The sequence below is a fragment of the Ruminiclostridium cellobioparum DSM 1351 = ATCC 15832 genome (assembly GCF_000621505.1).
GTDB lineage: Bacteria > Bacillota > Clostridia > Acetivibrionales > DSM-1351 > Ruminiclostridium > Ruminiclostridium cellobioparum.
This window is the reverse complement of record NZ_JHYD01000046.1, coordinates 1-18,266: the sequence shown is the minus strand read 5'-3', so window position 1 is coordinate 18,266 and position 18,266 is coordinate 1. Positions and strand designations below refer to the sequence as shown.

Annotated in this window: 15 protein-coding genes; 4 read left to right on the top strand and 11 right to left on the bottom strand. The window is 43.2% G+C overall.

Features of this window, described 5'->3' with window-relative positions:
* Nucleotides 1-68: 68 nt before the first annotated feature.
* The 8 genes from T344_RS0116380 to T344_RS0116345 all read right to left on the bottom strand — a co-directional run bounded on the left by T344_RS0116380 (nt 69) and on the right by T344_RS0116345 (nt 7,488).
* The gene (locus tag T344_RS0116380; RefSeq protein ID WP_034861887.1) at nt 69-908 is read right to left on the bottom strand and encodes a metal ABC transporter permease; all 840 of its coding nucleotides are present in this window, start codon (nt 906-908) and stop codon (nt 69-71) included.
* Nucleotides 905-1,702: a metal ABC transporter ATP-binding protein gene (locus T344_RS0116375; RefSeq protein WP_027629603.1), complete on the bottom strand. Its 798-nt coding sequence runs from the start codon at nt 1,700-1,702 to the stop codon at nt 905-907. The genes T344_RS0116380 and T344_RS0116375 overlap by 4 nt, the downstream gene beginning before the upstream one ends.
* A gap of 237 nt (nt 1,703-1,939) precedes the next feature.
* Nucleotides 1,940-2,398 carry a NanQ anomerase/TabA/YiaL family protein gene (locus T344_RS0116370; protein WP_027629602.1) on the bottom strand — a complete coding sequence of 153 codons (459 nt, stop codon included), beginning with the start codon at nt 2,396-2,398 and terminating at the stop codon, nt 1,940-1,942.
* A gap of 51 nt (nt 2,399-2,449) precedes the next feature.
* Complete coding sequence (locus T344_RS0116365; protein ID WP_027629601.1) at nt 2,450-3,436, bottom strand: aldo/keto reductase; 987 nt, start codon at nt 3,434-3,436, stop codon at nt 2,450-2,452.
* A 66-nt stretch (nt 3,437-3,502) separates the two neighbouring features.
* A complete protein-coding gene (locus T344_RS0116360; RefSeq protein WP_027629600.1) occupies nt 3,503-4,276 on the bottom strand; it encodes an HpcH/HpaI aldolase family protein in 774 nt (257 codons plus the stop codon).
* 24 nt (nt 4,277-4,300) lie between these two features.
* Nucleotides 4,301-5,143 carry a carbohydrate ABC transporter permease gene (locus T344_RS0116355; RefSeq protein WP_027629599.1) on the bottom strand — a complete coding sequence of 281 codons (843 nt, stop codon included), beginning with the start codon at nt 5,141-5,143 and terminating at the stop codon, nt 4,301-4,303.
* Nucleotides 5,140-6,018, bottom strand: a complete 879-nt coding sequence (locus tag T344_RS0116350; RefSeq protein WP_027629598.1) for a carbohydrate ABC transporter permease — start codon at nt 6,016-6,018, stop codon at nt 5,140-5,142. Before T344_RS0116350 ends, T344_RS0116355 begins: the two co-directional genes overlap by 4 nt.
* A 93-nt stretch (nt 6,019-6,111) precedes the next feature.
* Nucleotides 6,112-7,488 (bottom strand): ABC transporter substrate-binding protein, encoded by a 1,377-nt coding sequence (locus T344_RS0116345; RefSeq protein WP_027629597.1) that lies wholly within the window; start codon nt 7,486-7,488, stop codon nt 6,112-6,114.
* A gap of 177 nt (nt 7,489-7,665) precedes the next feature.
* Here T344_RS0116345 and T344_RS0116340 point away from each other — a divergent pair, with 177 nt between their 5' ends.
* The 3 genes from T344_RS0116340 (at nt 7,666) to tkt (ending at nt 13,454) form a co-directional block, all read left to right on the top strand.
* The gene (locus tag T344_RS0116340; RefSeq protein WP_034861884.1) at nt 7,666-9,177 is read left to right on the top strand and encodes a response regulator; all 1,512 of its coding nucleotides are present in this window, start codon (nt 7,666-7,668) and stop codon (nt 9,175-9,177) included.
* A 30-nt stretch (nt 9,178-9,207) separates the two neighbouring features.
* Nucleotides 9,208-11,034 carry a sensor histidine kinase gene (locus T344_RS0116335; protein ID WP_154669450.1) on the top strand — a complete coding sequence of 609 codons (1,827 nt, stop codon included), beginning with the start codon at nt 9,208-9,210 and terminating at the stop codon, nt 11,032-11,034.
* Nucleotides 11,035-11,465: 431 nt separating this feature from the next.
* Nucleotides 11,466-13,454 carry a transketolase gene (gene tkt, locus T344_RS0116330; protein ID WP_027629594.1) on the top strand — a complete coding sequence of 663 codons (1,989 nt, stop codon included), beginning with the start codon at nt 11,466-11,468 and terminating at the stop codon, nt 13,452-13,454.
* 95 nt (nt 13,455-13,549) lie between these two features.
* On the opposite strand, the gene T344_RS0116325 is transcribed toward tkt, so the two are convergent.
* The 3 genes from T344_RS0116325 to T344_RS0116315 all read right to left on the bottom strand — a co-directional run bounded on the left by T344_RS0116325 (nt 13,550) and on the right by T344_RS0116315 (nt 16,318).
* Complete coding sequence (locus T344_RS0116325) at nt 13,550-14,344, bottom strand: ABC transporter ATP-binding protein (protein WP_027629593.1); 795 nt, start codon at nt 14,342-14,344, stop codon at nt 13,550-13,552.
* Complete coding sequence (locus T344_RS0116320) at nt 14,344-15,237, bottom strand: ABC transporter permease (RefSeq protein WP_004626436.1); 894 nt, start codon at nt 15,235-15,237, stop codon at nt 14,344-14,346. Before T344_RS0116320 ends, T344_RS0116325 begins: the two co-directional genes overlap by 1 nt.
* A 64-nt stretch (nt 15,238-15,301) precedes the next feature.
* Nucleotides 15,302-16,318 (bottom strand): ABC transporter substrate-binding protein, encoded by a 1,017-nt coding sequence (locus T344_RS0116315; RefSeq protein WP_027629592.1) that lies wholly within the window; start codon nt 16,316-16,318, stop codon nt 15,302-15,304.
* Nucleotides 16,319-17,296: 978 nt separating this feature from the next.
* On the opposite strand from T344_RS0116315, the gene T344_RS0116310 reads away from it, so the two are divergent.
* A partial coding sequence (locus T344_RS0116310; RefSeq protein WP_027629238.1) for a helix-turn-helix domain-containing protein occupies nt 17,297-18,266 on the top strand: 970 nt, incomplete at its 3' end.

Below are 18,266 nucleotides of genomic sequence, written 5' to 3'. Positions count from 1 at the left end.
AAATACCGGTGCTGAACTATCACAGTACCGGTATTTTTATGCTCTTATTTTTATTATACTCAAGATACTCAGGCAAACCTCTTCCGCAGACCCAGTGTTATAAAATATATTATTGCAGAAACGATTACAATTGTTGCACCTGTGGCAGTATCCATGTAGTAGGACAATATCAGTCCGATCAGCCCTGAGACAATTGAGATCAGTATAGTCAGGACGTTATACTGCCGTGCATTTGCAGAAACATTCCTGGCGGCGGCGGCCGGCAGCACCAGCAGTGAGTTTATTATCAGCAAGCCTATCCACTGTATGACCAGGGTGACCGTAACAGCTATTATTGCAGTAAAGGCCAGCTCCACAGCCATGGTATTTATGCCGCGGCTTCTGGCCAGAGATATATTGACACTGACCAGTAAAACCTTATTGTAAAATAAAATCCATAAAATAACTATAACTACAGCGAGTATGAGCAGGATTCCTACCTCAAGGGGACTTATGCTGAGCAAGTCTCCCACCAGATAAGAGTTGTAGCTGATACTGCCCGAAGTCACCAGCACTACACCCAGAGCGATGGCGGCTGACGAAAACACACCTATTACCGTATCTGTTGAAGTTTTGGTTTTATTTTTTATAAGTGTAATAAGTACCGAAAAAGCGACTGAAAACACCACTGCCGACCATATCGGCTGAATTATCCCTATTACACTTCCTATGGCTATTCCTGTAAAAGCTCCATGGCCAAGGGCATCTGAGAAAAAGGCCATGCGGTTGTTGACAATAATGGTTCCCAAAATACCGAATATGGGTGTTATCAGCAATACAGCCAGAAAGGCATTCTTCATAAAATCATATCCCAGCCATTCAAACGGCAGGATGGTATTCAACAAACTATATATCTGGCTCAAGCTCATTCCCCCTCTTCACTGCTGCCGATTAATCCAGTCAGGCCAAAAGTCTCGGATAACTTTTTATCGCTGTATACCTTATCCGGAGGCCCGTTCAGAATTACTGTCCTATTCAGCAGCACAACCCTGTCGGCGTGTTTTTTTACCAGATCAAGGTCGTGGGATACCAGTATGATTGTCAGGTCATATTTTTCTCTTATATGCGAGACTATTTCATAAAATACTTCAAGCCCCTTCCGGTCAACCCCCGATACCGGCTCGTCCATCAGAAGCAGCTGGGGAACAGGTTCCAGGGCCAGGGCCAGCAGTACCCTTTGAAGTTCGCCTCCCGACAGAGCCCCCAGCCTTTTGTCAATTAAGCCTTCACCCTGCACCCGCGCCAGGCAGTCCGATATCCTTTTGGTCAATTCTTTGGAAGTGCTATGAAAGGCAGGCTTTCTGCCCATGCATGCTGTAAAGAGGTTTTTCACACTCACCGGTGCCGCAGTATCAAATTCCAACTGCTGCGGCACATAGCCCACCATGGGTTTGGCACTATTCTGCCCGTTGGAGCCTGCAAAAACAATTGATCCCTCATGCTTTATCTCTCCAAGGATTGCCTTCAGCAGCGTGCTCTTCCCTGCCCCGTTGGGACCTATCAAAGCAGTCAGTTCTCCGCAGTGCAGATGCAGGTTCACATCGTGCAAAATCTCTGTTTTCCCTATCCTAACCGAAAAGTCTTTTATTTGAGTACAGCAGTACCCGCTGCAGGTTTTATTGACATCACATTTTTCCCTGTGCCTTGCATTTATTTCCGACATTGCAGATATCCTTTCAAGTACAAACTGCTTCGTTTATCCCAGCCGGTAAAACACCCGCTGAGTATTTAAAATACCTATTTAAATAGTATACCAAAATAAACTTGATATTTACAATATTGCACAGAAAACGCAAGCCCTGTATTAACAAGAAAAAAGAGCCGCCCTCAAACAATCATGATTAATAATTGTCAAAGACAGCTGTTTAGGATGTATTATAATTTTCCGGGTGGCAGTCTTTTACTCCTGCACCGCCACCTTTACAATTATTTTTTTAACTTTTGACGGGCTATCCGCCATACACATAGGCTTATGCATATCGTGGGGATAAAATACGGCAAAACTGCCCGTATCCAGCTTCAGCTGCATCCCCCCGTTGAAACTGCACAGCAGGCAGTCCCTCTCCTCATTGTAAACTGTATCCGGCGGCATTTCGCGGATATTTGCACAATGGATGAGCTCACTTCCCCGGTAAATATACTGTATATCAATATATTTTCTATGCGCTTCCCACAGGATTTCATTTCCCGGGACGGTTTCATATTCCTGGACCATGGCATATACCTTTTCAGCATTTATCTCATATTTGCCCGGCAGGGGATTTCCGCTTATACAGGCTTCAATAAACTCAAAGGCGGGCTTGAAGCCGCTGTGCATATTAAAATATAATTCCCTGTTCTCAAATAAGTCCAAAACCATATAACATTCTCCCAGCAATTTTAGTTTCCATCAACACTTATTCCCTGAGGATTACTTAAGTATTGCGTCGATCCGTGCCAGTTCCTCATCTGTAAATTCCGCCCGGTTCAGAGCGTCAATATTTTCCTTGATCTGTTCAAGACGGCTTGCCCCCAGGATAACACTTGTCACCCTGTCTCTTCTTAATACCCAGGCAAGAGCCATCTGTGTGAGGCTCTGTCCCCTTTCGGCAGCCAGCTGACTCAACCGGTTGGCTTTCTCTATTTTCTCCGGTGTAATACTGTCCTTTGTCAAAAACACGCTGTGCCCTGCCGCTCTGGAATCAGACGGTATCCCATTTGCATATTTGCCGGTCAGCAGCCCCTGTGCCAGAGGCGAAAAGGCTATACTTCCAATGCCCTGCTCGTCAAGCACATCCAGAACCTTCTCCGTTTGCCGGTTGAACATTGAATAGTTCATTTGATGAATGAGACAGTGAACTCCCATATCCTTTAAAATAACAGCAGCTTTCCCGGTATCCTCGGGATTATAATTGCTGATACCCGCATATAAAGCCTTTCCGCTGCGGACTATTCCAGCCAGCGCATCCATGGTTTCCTCCAGAGGGGTATTGGGATCGGGTCTGTGATGATAAAAAATATCCACATAGTCCAGCTTCATTCTTTTAAGGCTCTGGTCCAGACTTGCCACCAGGTTCTTCTTGCTGCCCCATTCGCCGTAAGGTCCCGGCCACATGTAATAGCCGGCTTTTGTTGAAATTATTAACTCGTCGCGGTATGGTCTGAGTTCCTCACTTATAACCTTTCCAAAGGTTTCCTCGGCGCTGCCGGCACTTGGTCCATAGTTGTTTGCCAGATCGAAATGCGTAATGCCTAGATCAAATGCGCCCAGCAGCATGTTTTTGCTGTTTGAATAAAGCGCGCAGTCACCGAAGTTGTGCCAGAGTCCAAGACTCATTGCAGGCAGCAGCAAACCGCTTCTTCCGCAGCGGTTGTACTTCATTTTCTCATATCTTGCCGTGTTTGCCGTATACTCCATATTGACCTCCCAAGCCATGTTATGGCTTTGAGCCGCAATAGCGGCCACAAATTGTAATAAATAATGTTAAAAATCCTTCAGTGCATCCAGGTTGGCTTTTAAGCCCGACGCAAGCACTCTGGCGTCCTGACCGAACACAACGTACTGAACACCCTTAGCCGTAACTCTGGCGGCATCTTCAGCAGTTGCTCCGATGGCCGCGCCAAGCACCATGTTGTTTTTGCGCACCCGGCTGCATATATCATTATATACCGTATTCAGGTCCAGGTCATTACCCCTGCCTGCTATGCTTCTGGACAGATCCGCAGCACCGATGAAGATTGAATCAATACCTTTTACCTGCATGATCTCATCCAGATTTTCATAGCCCTCCAGGGATTCTATCTGAACTATCTTAAAGACTTTTTCATATGCGGTTTTCAAATAGGCTCCTTCATCTTCAAGTCCGTACTTTATGGCACGGATAGGGCCCTGACCGCGTACTCCATGAATTTCACCGTCAGGATAGGCACAGGCTTGCACCGCCCTTTGAGCAATTTCCTTATTGTCTACAAACGGGAAAATTATGCCGTCAGGCCCCATATCCAGAATGGCTTTCATTGCAGCCGGATCGGCAGCAGGTACACGTACAAAAGCACAGCAGCCAGATCCCTGAGCTGCCACAATGTGGTGGAATATCTCCTGACGGTCCAGCGGCCCGTGCTCTGCGTCTATCCAGACATAGTCATACCCCGCATAGCCGGCAATTTCACTTACCATGGGATCCGCCATGGTGAGAAAGAATCCCTTTACAAGTTTACCTTCGGCAATTTTTTGCCTTATATTATCAATACGATTCATATAGTTCGTCTCCTTTTGAATATATTATCCTTTTACAGCGCCCAATGTAACACTGGAAAGGAATTTATCCTGAAAAATTAAAAATACGATTATGATAGGGACCGTAACAAGAGTACAACCGGTCAAAACCAGTTCCCATGGAACGCTGCGGGCCGAATCCAACTCATTCAGAGTGGGAAGTATTATCATAATAGGCATTATTTCTTTCTTTGTAAGCATTATTTTAGGGTAAAGTATTTCATTCCACTTGCTTAAAAACTGCAGTATTGCCAATGCACTGATGGATGGCATTGATATGGGCATAATAATCCTGTAGAAAATTTTAAAGTCCCTTGCGCCGTCTATACGGGCAGCTTCTATAAGTGAATCGGGAATTGTGACCATATACTGCCTCATTAAAAACAGTGCAAATACATTTGCTATTCCCGGAAATATCTGTACCTTGTAGGTGTTCAGCCAGTGTAGCTTGGAAAACATCAGATACAGCGGAGTCATGTTGAGCTCTGCCGGTATCATCATCGTTATCAGCAGCATAACGAATAATATATCTCTTCCGAAAAATTTATATTTGGCAAATGCAAAACCTGCAAGACTGGCTATAATTACAGTTAAACCAGAATATGCGGCCGCAACAAAAATACTGTTTGAAAATGTTCTCACTATCAGTCCGGAATCAAAGTTGAACAGACGTACATAGTTTTCCAGTGTCGGAGCCATGGGAAATCCGGATGCATTTGCCGAAAGCTCGGTTGCAGTCTTAAGTGAACCGGACACCATTATAAAAACCGGATAAATTGCCAGAAGGCTGAAAAGGATTAAAACGATATGAATTAATATTGAACTTATTCTGTCATTTATTTTCATCATTCTTCTCCTTTAAAAAATTTAAGTTGTATCAATGTCAGTATAAAAATAACCATGACCAGTATCCAGCCGGCGGCACTTGCCATACCAAACTGGCTGCCATTCAGGTTGTTTAAAATTATATTGATAAATGGTGCAGCCTTCATGGGAGGATCATAGTTTATACCCAGAACAAGGTTTGGCTCGGTGAAAATTTTAAGAGATCCAATTGCATTTGTGATAAACGCCAGCATGAATATGGGTTTCATCAAAGGTATTGTAATGAAAAAAGTGCTCTGAACATTATTTGCCCCATCTATGGTCGCCGCTTCCATAATTTCGTCACTGATGGTTGTCAGCCCCGAAAGATATATGATAAAATACCAGCCGATGGCGCGCCAGGTTATTAAAATTACTACGGTCCACTTCATATACCGGTCATCGGTCAGGAATGGTATTTGAGTGTTTAAAAGCTGGCTGAATACGCCGACACGCTCACCGAATATGATTTTAAAGCATAATGCACTTGCTACGACAGCACAAATCTGCGGTAAAAACAAAATAGGCTTATAAAAGGATTGGAACCGTTGTATTAATTTTGACCGTACCAGCATGGCCAATAGAAATGCAAAAATCATGGTTGGAATAAAGCTTGCAATAAAATAGAAAAAAGTGTTCCCCAGGCACTTCCACAAGGTTTCATATTGAAAGAGGCTTGCATAATTTGATATACCAATGAATTTTGCCTCCCCATAACCCTTGTATTTATAAAAACTTAATACAAAGGAATAAATGGCAGGATATAGGAAGAAAAGTATATAGGAAATCAAAAAAGGCAGAATGAACAGGTAGGGTACCATTTTTTGTTGAGTTCTACCGGCTTTTTTTTGTATTTGCAATGTAGTATCCTCCTTACAAATTTAACCTTTAAATTTTATGGGCGGTTGAAACAAACGGTTTCTTGGCCCATAAAATTTGCCGGTTAAACGTAATTATTTCTTGTATGGGTTTCCGATCTGACTTATCATATCAGCCTGCGCAGCCTTTAATGCCTCATTCACCGTCATCTTTCCTCTGATATATTCATCCAGGTATTGTGTTGCAATGGTTATTTCCTGTGATGAAGCAGGAGTATACGGATAAACCTTGAGATAGCTCATTGCTTCAAAGTTGACAGGACCAAGACTGGATGCATAGTATGCATGCGGTGCGTTAAAATATGGATCTTCCTGGGCTGATTTTAATGCCGGTATTATTCCTGTTACATCATAAATAATTTTTGCAGCATCGTTATCAAAACACAGCTTTGATATATATGAGCCCGAAACCTCTTTGTTTTTGCTTTCAGCCGGTATTACCCAAATAGCTCCGCCTGCATCCGAACCCTGACGGATTTCTTCAGGCCATGGTGCAATAGCCCATTTACCCTTCTGGTCCTCCAGTTTGAAGTTCATAAAGTCGGTTTTAAACCATCCGCCCATCAATTGGCTTACGATTTCTCCGCTGCTGAACGCAGGCGCCCAATCGGCACTCCATTCAGTTACACTGCTGTTCACACCCGAATCCTTGATTTTCTTTATACGCTCAAAGGTGAGTTTTACATCCGCATTATCTGCAAAATTGTAATTGCCGTCTTTGTCACAGAAACGGCCGTTTTCTGTGCCCGACATCATCATCATCAGGTCATAAGCCTGGCTGGGTGCATTATAATTTTCCATACATGCCTTGGGATATTTCTCCTGAATCTTCTTACCTGCTGCTATATAATCATCAATTGTTTTAACCTGGTATGGGTCTATTCCGCATTCCTTGAAAATATCCGCACGGTAGAACCATACTTTGGGTTTGATCTCACGAGGAAAAGCATAATATTCATCGTTATATTTCATTACACTTTTTGCAGCGTCAATAATGTTGTTTTCATAAGGTTCAATATAATCCTTAACCGGTTCAAGTACTCCTGCCTCGGCAAACTCAGGCAGCTGTGTATAATTTAAACGGATGAGGTTTGGCAGCTCCTGTCTTGATGCAAGTAACAGACGCAGTTTTGTCGCAACATCACCATCACCGCTGCCGCCTAATTCCACATTAATATCCACTTTTTTATCTATCTCGGGATTAGCCGCCAGGAATTGTTCATTTATTTTCTGATAGTTTTCGGTTGCCGGAAATACCATCATCTTTAATGATACCGGGTCACCGCTCCATACCTGATCAGAACCTGATGTACTCACAGCGGCTGCATCTGTGGCACCGGCTGTGCCGGCAGAAGATGCTGTACCGGCTGAATTTTCTTCTGAACTGCCGCAGCCGGCAAAAAGGCTCATGCATATAACGATCACTAAAAAAAATGATAATGCTTTTCTCATCTTTTTATCTCCTTAATTGATAATATTTTTGATTTTAAAACGGGTCATGACCTTTATCGTTCTAAGCCATAGTATATAGATTTTCCTTGACAAAGTTAATATAACAATATTACTATAATCTTAGAAATTCTCCGATTTTGTCACTCTTCTTTACATTGCATATACCCTGGAGGCTTTATGTTCAATTTACTAATAGTTGATGATGAAAAACTTACTCGTGAAGGTCTGTTTGAAAATATTAACTGGCCGGATATGAACATCGGTGAAGTTTACACAGCCCCCGACGGGAAAGAAGCCCTTGCATTGATGCTGAACAAGCATATTGACATATTGCTGTGTGACGTAAAGATGCCTCACATGGACGGTATTGAACTGGCAACCAATGTCCGCGCCGGTTATCCCGATTGTAAAATAATTTTTTTGAGCGGATATTCCGACAAGGAATATTTGAAATCCGCCATTTCCTTAAAGGCGGAAAGCTACATAGAGAAACCTATTGACATCAGCGAAATCACTAATGTAATATCGGAGACCGTCACCCAGCTGCAAAATGACAATCTCAAGAAACAAAGTAATGATTTACTGCTGTCAGGCCTGGTGGAATCTTTTCCGCTGGTGAAGCAGGAAATTGCCCTGGCATTGATATTACCGGATCTTGACTATGATTCCTTCAGGGCCAAATATTCTCCGCTTTATTTCACCTGGGACAATAATTCACTTTATGCCGTTCTATGTATACATACAGATAAAAAATCCTTATACAATAAAAACTCCAGGGATTTGATAAATTCAATCTATACTTTTTTAGAAAGCAGCTCAAACCCTTTACCTCTTGACTTTTTTGCAGGGCAGACCGCAGGCGGTGATATTGCGCTGCTTTTAAACGGTACAACCGGCAATGCCCTTGAGTCGGCAGCAGCACTCCTGAGGGAGGCCATTGCCGAAAAGCTGCAGCTATCTGTAACCATAGGCATCAGTCCTGTCTGCAATACTCTCAGGGAGCTGCCCCGCGCTTACCGGCAGTCCTGCAAGGCTGCAATGCAAAGCTTTTATCTCGGAACCGGCCAAATTATTGCCTTCAAAAATGGGCACAGGGAAAAAATGCTGCCGGAGCAATACTTTGAGACCTTGAGCATCAATCTGGACAGTACCCTGCAGGTGTTCTCCTTCCTTGAAAAAGAACAGTTCAGTGATATTGAAAATGTCAGGAAACATCTGTACTCACTCTATAAAAATATGATGGAACTCACCTTAAATAATAACTTAATGTCATTTGAAGACTTTGAACAATACAACCTGGGTGAAATCCGGGAACTCATACTGGAGGGCATGCGTGCATTTCAAACCCTGGGAAATGACCTCTATGACTTGAAGATCAAGGAAGCAATACATTTTATACTGTGGAACTATAACAATTGTGATTTGTCGGTAAAGACAATTGCAGACCATGTAGGTTTGTCGCAAAATTACCTGTGTTCACTTTTTAAGCAAAATACCAATGTTACGGTTAATGATTTTATTATTCAGGTCAGGATGGAAAAAGTAAAAAAACTGCTGAAGGGCACCGACCTTCGTCTTTATGAAATTACAGAAAAGGTGGGTATCACAGACCCCAACTATATGAGTGCACTGTTCAAACGCTGCTGCGGTCAAACTCCCAGCCAATACCGCCACAGCCACCCCCGGTAAAGTTCCCTTGAACCCCGGCGGACAAAGACTTTGTGCTTATTATTTGCAGCACAGCAGAGGAATGGAGAGAACATGACCTTCCCTAAAAAACTCACCTTCAAAATCCCGCGTAACAGCTTCGTTACCAAATTATTTGCCACTTATCTCGTATTAATGATGCTCCCCCTGTCATTAATCCTTATAATAAACTATTACCGCTCGGCACAGATAAGTGAGGAACAGGCTATTTATTCAAATGAAAAGGTTATAAGCCAGACCTCGGACTTTTTAAGTTACAAGGTTTTTTCACTGAAAAATATTATTGATATAATAAGCTTTGACGAAAATGTTCAGACCGTATTGAAAACCAGCGACTCCTTCTATCGTAACAACAAGGGCTATTGGACCATTCAGACAGAAGATATTAAGAATATTATATACAATTCATATACCACCAGCGACATTACCACCGTACGGCTGTATATGAGAAAAGGTCCGGCAAGCTTTGAAGAGACGGATAATTTCAAAAGGTTGTCCAATGCCGAGCAGAGCGATTGGTACACCCGCATTGAGAACAGTCCGCTGCTGGATACGGTGTGGATTCCCTCCTATTTCTTTGATCCCGGGTGTCCAAGTCCCTATATTTCCATTGTAAAAAGAATTCCCGACCTCAACAGTATCAATAAATATATAGGAGTCATTACAGGAACCGTCCCTCAAAGCGTTTTTGAGGAAATAATCGCTAAAATGACCACAACAAAAAATACCACCGTTGCCTTATACAATTCACACAATGAAATGATCACTGCCACAGGAGATTCTGCGCTTACCGAGGTTAACTTCCTGAATGGCATCATAGCTGAAAATAAGCTGCCGGCCGACGGCACCATGCATAAAGTAAACATCAGCAAAAATGATTACCTGGTAGGGGTCCATAACATTGATCACGCAGACTGGAAACTGGTAATGCTTGTGCCAAACGGTGATATTCTCACCTCGGCCTATCTGTACCGAAACCAATTGTTCTGGATCGTCCTCATTTTATTTTTATTTTCAATTCCTATAATTTATATTACCTCCTACAGCATTACCAGCCGTTTGCGCAGGCTCAAGCACCACATGAAGGAGGCCGGCTCCAAAAACTTTATTATAGAGCCTCTTAAAAACGGTGAAGATGAGATCGGAGAGCTGACCGACAGCTTTAACAACATGGCCGGCAAAATCAGCGGTCTGCTGGATGAACAGTACAGGCTGGGTTACGAAATTAAAAATCTTGAACTGAAAGTCCTGCAATCTTTAATCAATCCGCATTTTTTATACAACACTCTTGATATGATCTATTGGCTGGCTGTAAAAAATAAAGTGCCGGCAATTGAAAATGCCGCTAAAAGTCTGGGGCGTTTTTACAAGCTGAGTCTCGGGCACGGTGAAGATATTGTAACACTGGAAAAGGAACTGACACATGTAAGGACTTATGTAAGTATCCAGAATATGCGATTTGAAGATAAAATAAATTTGGTGGTTGATGTCCCCGATGAGCTGTCCTCCTGCCGTATCATTAAAATAGTATTGCAGCCGCTTATTGAAAATGCAATTCTCCACGGTATTTACGAAAAAGCCGACAGCCGCGGAACAATAACCATTAAAGGCCAGGCCTCCGGCGGTGCTTTGCAGATAACTATAGAAGATGACGGTGTCGGAATGAGTTCCGAACAGCTTTCGGCATTGCTGGCCACTCCCGGAGAAAACAAGGGCTACGGGGTTTGGAATATAAACGAGCGTATCCGCCTTACATACGGTGAACCGTACGGCTTGCGCTTCACCAGTACTCCTGATGAAGGCACCTGTGTATTTGTCACATTTCCTCTTGAGAAATAGTGTTAAAACAGAATATTTTATTTGCTTTGTTGGGAAAAATATTCTTATTACACAGAAACTGTTTGTGTAATGACTGCCTGACATACAGTTTTATACATTTTCCCTCAATATATAGACATTTTTTTAACAAGTAACGATTTTATATTTATTTTTTGCTTGTTTATGTGTTAATATATTAGTGATTTGAGTTTTAATAAAACCTTTTTTAAAACTTTAATATTAACAGTTATAACACACATCGGGAAATTAAGCAGTTAACCGGTGTATCCCTATTTTAAGTTCGGGATGGTTATGGTATTGTTATAACGAGGCGTTTCATTGGAAGCGGCGCTTAAGTAAGAAATTTTTCTGCAGACGAAAAATTTTTAAAGAACGTACCACGTTCTTTTGAACCTATGCATTATAAAATAGATATTGGGGAGGACTTAGCAATGAGTAAGTTAGACACAGCATGCATAAATACCATCAGGATTTTAGCAGCAGAAGCAGTTCAAAAGGCAAATTCCGGACATCCCGGTCTTCCGCTCGGTGCAGCGCCTATTGCGTATTCCGTTTGGGCCAGGCATATGAAACATAATCCCAAAAATCCTAAATGGGCAGGAAGAGACAGATTCGTTCTGTCGGCAGGACATGGTTCAGCAATGTTATATTCACTGCTGCATGTTTTCGGCTATGACGTATCACTTGAAGACCTTAGGAATTTCAGACAGTTTGGCAGCAAAACTCCGGGGCATCCCGAGTACGGCCACACTTCGGGCGTTGAAATAACTACCGGACCTCTGGGTCAGGGTATTGCCAACGGTGTAGGCTTCGCAATGGCAGAACGCCATATGGCCGCTAAATTCAACAAGGAAGGCTACAATGTAGTTGACAACTATACCTATGTATTATCAGGCGACGGCTGCCTCATGGAAGGTGTTGCATCAGAAGCGGCTTCTTTGGCAGGAACCTTGAAACTCGGAAAACTAATCCTTCTGTACGACAGCAACAAGATTACCATAGAAGGCGATACCAGCATTGCATTCACAGAGGATGTGGCAAAGCGTTTTGATGCATACGGCTGGCAGGTTCTCAAAGTTGAGGACGGCAACAGTGTTGATGATATCAGCACTGCCATAGAAAAAGCTAAAGCTGAAACCGGTATGCCATCCATTATAATAGTTAATACTCAAATCGGTTACGGTTCACCAAAGGCCGGTACCGCCGGAGTTCACGGAGAACCTCTCGGTGAAGAAGGGCTCTCAAAGACCAAGGAATTCTACGGAATGTGCAAGGATGATTGTTTCAATATAACTGATGAGGTTGCAGGCTTTACTAAGGAGTTTATACAGTCAGGCTTGAAAGCCGAGGAAGCCTGGAACGGTATGTTCAAGAAATACGCTGCCGAATACCCCGGCCTTGCAAAGGAATGGGAATTGTGGCAGACCGGTAATTATGAAGAACTTCTGCTGAATGATGAGAACTACTGGAAGTTTGACAGCAAGCCAAACGCTACCAGAGCTATCTCAGGAAATATTATAAATTACCTGGCAAAGAAACTTCCAAACCTCGTCGGAGGCTCTGCCGACCTTGCTCCTTCAAACAAAACCTACATGAAGGATATGGGCGATTTTTCTGCTGCCGATTACAGCGGAAGGAACCTCCACTTTGGGGTAAGAGAGCATGGAATGGCAGCAATAGCAAACGCTATGGCTGTTTATGGCGGTTTGAAAGCATACTGCTCGACCTTCTTCGTTTTCACAGATTACATGAAGGGCGCTATGAGATTGTCCGCTCTTATGAATGTACCCGTAACCTATGTTATGACACATGACAGCATAGGTGTAGGAGAAGACGGACCTACTCACCAGCCTGTTGAGCAGCTTGCTGCAATCAGAAGCATACCCAACTTCATAGATTTCAGACCTGCCGATGCAAACGAAACAGCTGCCGGCTGGTTTACTGCAGTTACAAATCCATCCTCACCGACCTGTTTGGTATTGACAAGACAAAACCTGCCTGTGCTTGACATTGACGGTAAGGTGGCATTAAAGGGCGCTTATACACTGTTGGATTCAAAGAATTCTACTCCGCAGGTTATCCTCATTGCTTCGGGTTCTGAGGTCCACGCTGCTCTGGAAGCAGGAAAACAGCTTCAGACCGAAGGAATAGATGCCAGAGTGGTAAGCATGCCTTCAATGGAACTGTTCGAAAGACAGACGGCTGAGTACAAGGAAAGTGTATTGCCTTCCTCCGTTTGCAGCAGAGTTGCAGTAGAAGCGGCTACCTCCTTCGGCTGGCACAAATATGTAGGTCTGAAGGGCGAAGTCGTTTCCATAGACACCTTCGGAGCTTCAGGTCCTGCCGATCTTCTGTTCAAGCACTATGGTTTCACGGCTGAAAACATTGCTGCTAAAGCTAAAGCAGTTTTAGCCAAATAAGAATTTAAAAAGTTGATTAACAGCACCAAAAAATCCATCCGGGAACTCCGGATGGATTTTTTTATTTATAAATTATTTAGCGTTTTTTACATCTGCTATGACAGCAGCGCACGGTCATTTGCGAATTCCTCGCCGCTTGCCCTGCCGAAGCGCTGCAGCAGATCCTCCACAGTGAGCTTCTTTTTGTCCTCTCCCTTGATGTCCAGAATTATGCGTCCTTCATGCATCATTATCAGGCGGTTGCCATGTTTGATGGCGTCGCGCATATTGTGGGTGACCATTAGGGCTGTGAGTTTATCATCCTCAATAAATTTGTCACTGAGCTGGAGCACCTTTTCAGCGGTTTTGGGGTCAAGGGCCGCCGTATGCTCATCCAGCAGCAGCAATCTGGGCTTTTTCAGCGTGGCCATTAAAAGAGTCAGCGCTTGCCGCTGTCCTCCCGATAGCAGCCCCACTTTTGCATCCAGCCGGTTTTCCAGCCCCAGCTCCAAATGGCTGAGCAGCTCCTTATACAGTGTTCTTTCCTTGTTTTTGATCCCCCATCTCAGACCCCGGGGCTGTCCCCTGCGGTATGCAAGGGCAAGATTCTCCTCAATACCCATGTTGGCGGCAGTACCCCTCATGGGGTCCTGGAATACTCTTCCCAGCATTATTGCACGCCTGTGTTCGGAGTATTTTGTCACATCGGTATTATCTATCACTATTGAGCCCATTTCTATTGGATATACACCTGCCACGCAATTGAGCAAAGTTGACTTGCCTGCCCCGTTGCCCCCTATCAAAGTGACAAAATCACCTTCATCAAGCTGCAGGCTGACGTTGCGCAGCGCAACCTTTTCATTTACCGTTCCGGGATTAAAAACCTTATATATTCCATTAACCTGAAGCATTAGTCACCCTCCTTGATAGATATTTTAATTGGGTGAAGATATGTTTTGAATACCGGCAAAGCCAGAGCTATGGCCACCGTTATTGCCGTAAACAGCTTCAGATCATTTGCGGGCATACCCAATTTAAGTACGAATGCAATGATGATACGGTAGGTCATGGCACCCAGGGCCAGTGATAGAAGCCGGCTGAAGAAACTCTTCCTCCCGAAAAGCACTTCACCTATAATAACCGATGCCAAACCTATAACTATTGATCCCGTACCCATTTGGACATCTGCAAAGCCCTGGCTTTGTGCAATCAGCGCACCGCTGATTGCAACCAGACCGTTACTTATTACCAGCCCTATGATCTTCATCATATTGGTATTTATACCCTGTGCCCGGACCATGTGCGGGTTGTCACCGGTAGCACGTATGGCAGAGCCTATTTCGGTTCCGAAGAACCAATATAAAATTCCCACCACTGCCGAAACGCAGATAAAGCCTAAAACTATAACGGCATCTCTCGTACTCATGCCCAATTTTGTAAACGGCGTATAGACCGTATCCATACGCAGCAGAGCCACATTGGCCTTTCCCATGATATGGAGGTTGACCGAGTAAAGGGCAATCATGGTCAGGATTCCGGACAACAGCGCCGGTATCTTAAGCTTTGTGTGCAGCAGTCCCGTTATCAGGCCGGCAGTCAAGCCTCCCAACAGCGCAAGAGCAGTTGCCGCAAAGGGATTGACTCCGAGACTTATAGCCTTGGCTGCTATGGCAGCACCCATTGCAATACTTCCCTCCACAGTCAGATCCGCAATATCCAGAATACGGTAGGTTATATACACCCCTATTGTCATAACGGCCCATAACAGCCCAAGGGATATAGCCCCAAGAAATATATCCAACATTACATTCACCCATTTTCCATTCTATCTTCAAAGTTTGTGATTATATTATATGATAGCTTTTTGATTATTTACCCTTGATTACGTACTGTTCCAGATCCGCCGGTATCTTAAGCCCTATTTCATCGGCTACGGCTCCGTTTATTGCAAAATCAAAATTCTTGGAGCCTTCAATTGGCATTGTGGCAGGTGTTGCTTCACCCTTTAATATTTTAACCGCCATCAGTCCTGTCTGGTAGCCCAGATCCCTGTAATTTATACCCAGAGTGGCAAGCCCGCCCTTGTCAACCATGCCGGATTCCCCGCATATGACAGGTATTTTGGCTTTGGTGGTTACACCGCTTACAACAGGCATGGCTGAAGCAAAGGTGTTGTCGGTCGGTACATAGATTGCATCACACTGTGTGACTATTGACTGTGCCGCCTGTTGAACATCGTTTGAGTTGGTTACGGTAGCCTCGACATATGTCAGTCCCAGCTTCTCAATAGCTTCTTTGGCAAGCTTTGCCTGCAAAATGGAGTTATCTTCGCTGGAAGTATACATCACTCCCACCTTTTTTGCACCCGGCACCAATTTGACCAGCAAATCCATTTGTTCCTTAATTGGATTCATATCTGTGGTACCGCTGACATTTCCGCCGGGAGCAGTATTGGAATTTACAAGCTTGGCGGATTCGAAATCAGTTACTGCTGTTGCCAGTATTGGTATCTCCGTTGTCTTTCCTGCAATGGACTGGGCTGCCGGAGTTGCTATTGCCAGCACCAGGTCTGCTTTATTGCTTACAAAACGATCACTGATGGTAGAAAGATTGCTCTGATCACCCTGAGCATTCTGCAAATCAATGGTTATTTTTTCTCCATCCACATATCCATTGTCTTTCAAGGCTTCTATAAAGCCCTCCCGTGCGCTATCTAGCGCACTGTGCTCCATGTACTGAACGATACCGATGTTCAGCTTTTTTGTGTCAGCCCCATCCGTACCATTTGAGCTGCTGTTTGAACTGTTGTTTGCGCCGCAGCCTGCTACACCTGCCATCATGGCAACTACCGTTAATAACGCCAAACCCCTATTAATTTTTTTCATAACCGTACCTCCGTCCTACATTTAATTAATTTATTATTCAACCAGCTCATTTTGAGCTGCTTTGAACCACCGCTCCAGACAATAAAAAATCGCCTCCAGTAATAAACTTACAGGGGCGAATTAATATCGCGGTACCACCTTGCTTCATTGTTTGCACAATCTCACACGAACATTAGTAGTCTGTAACACCTAAATTCATACATTGCCAACGGTTAAATTTCCCCAGAACTGCGTTGTCGTCAGTTGGAATAAAGCGATTATTCCGCCTTCCTCCGCCTTGTCCTGAGAAAATTTTCCTCACAGGACAATATACGTTTTAGATGTTACAGACTACCAATATTGTTCTTCCACTATAACGGGCGGAACCCGAAGCCACCTACAGGGCATTTGCCTTTGAGCGCACAGCTCCCAAGATGAATTCACAATACCGTATCCTGCCTTCTTTCACCGGCCGAAGACTCTCTGAAGGATTTGGTAAAACTGTTACTGGTTCTTGATCATCGCTTTTTATATTCTATTGCATTTTTTAAATTGTATTTTTATAAATACTTTGTATGCGTTATTTTACTATACACATAAATTTATGTCAACCTGTAAATATATCTATTCCATCACAAAAGTATTTGTATCAATTATACTATTTTATCCCAATTAATCAAATGATTTTTTTCAAGAATGGGTCAAGAATGGGTGCTCAATTGTAAAATGAATTTCCATACCAGTTAATTCATTTTACTCTTTAGTTTTATTTTTATTGCCTTAACAGGGAATATGGATTCTTCCCTTACAAAATATACAAGCTGACCTTAAATGGTTGGCCTTCTTTTATATTTTGAGGGTCTAGCCGCGCGGCAATGAGCGCTGGGTTTGGGGCAGAGCCCCCGTTCCTTAAAGCCAGACTCCTTTTATATTTCATTGGTTTAAAATATTCTAACTGGTGGCTATGCTCCTAATACTGGTGGCAGATTGGGAGGAACCATGTCTAAATATTTAACCTATGAAGAACGCCTTGAAATTGAAGGCGGATTAAAGAACCACCTCTCCTTTGGAGCTATTGCAAACCTTATTGGTAAAGATCGTACTACAATAGCAAAGGAAATAAAAAAACACTCTTTTGAGAGAAAGTCCGGCTACAGTGGATGGGCATATAATGCCTGTAAACAACGTAGCAATTGCAAGGTCAAGTATATTTGTGGTAAAACCAATTGTAGAAGACCTTCTACTGTATACTGCAAGTTGTGTAACTACTGTAATGACTTCTGTCCTGAATATGAGGAAGAAGTATGCTCATGCCGTTTCAAACCTCCATACGTTTGTAATGGTTGTATGCAACTCCATAAATGCACACTCAAAAAATCAGTATATGATGCTGAAGATGCACACCTGGCTTTTTCACAAAATATTTCTGAATCCAGAAGCGGTATTCTTTCAAACGAAGCAGAGTTAGCACGCTTAAATTCTATTATTTCTCCACTTGTTAGAAAGGGACAATCCATCCATCAGATATATGCAACTTATGTGGATGAGCTTATGTGTAGTGAAAAAACAATTTACAACTATATTGATGCCTGCCTTTTTGATGTAAGGAACATTGATCTCCCTCGTAAAGTGAAGTACCGTCCTCGCTATAAAAAGCCCGAATTCAAAGTAGATAAAGGTTGCCGGATTGGACGTAACTATGAGGATTTTCAGACATTCATTGAGAAACATCCAGATATCTCTGCCGTACAGATGGATTCAGTTATTGGAAGCAGGGGTGGTAAAGTTTTATTAACTATACATTTTGTTGAAACCTCCTTTATGCTGGCTTTTTTACGGGATGCAAATACTTCTCAATCCGTTATTGATATTTTCAGTAATATCAGAAAAATCATCGGAAAGGAAAATTTCCAAAAGCTGTTTCCGGTAATTCTGACGGATAACGGGAGCGAATTTTCCAATCCAAAAG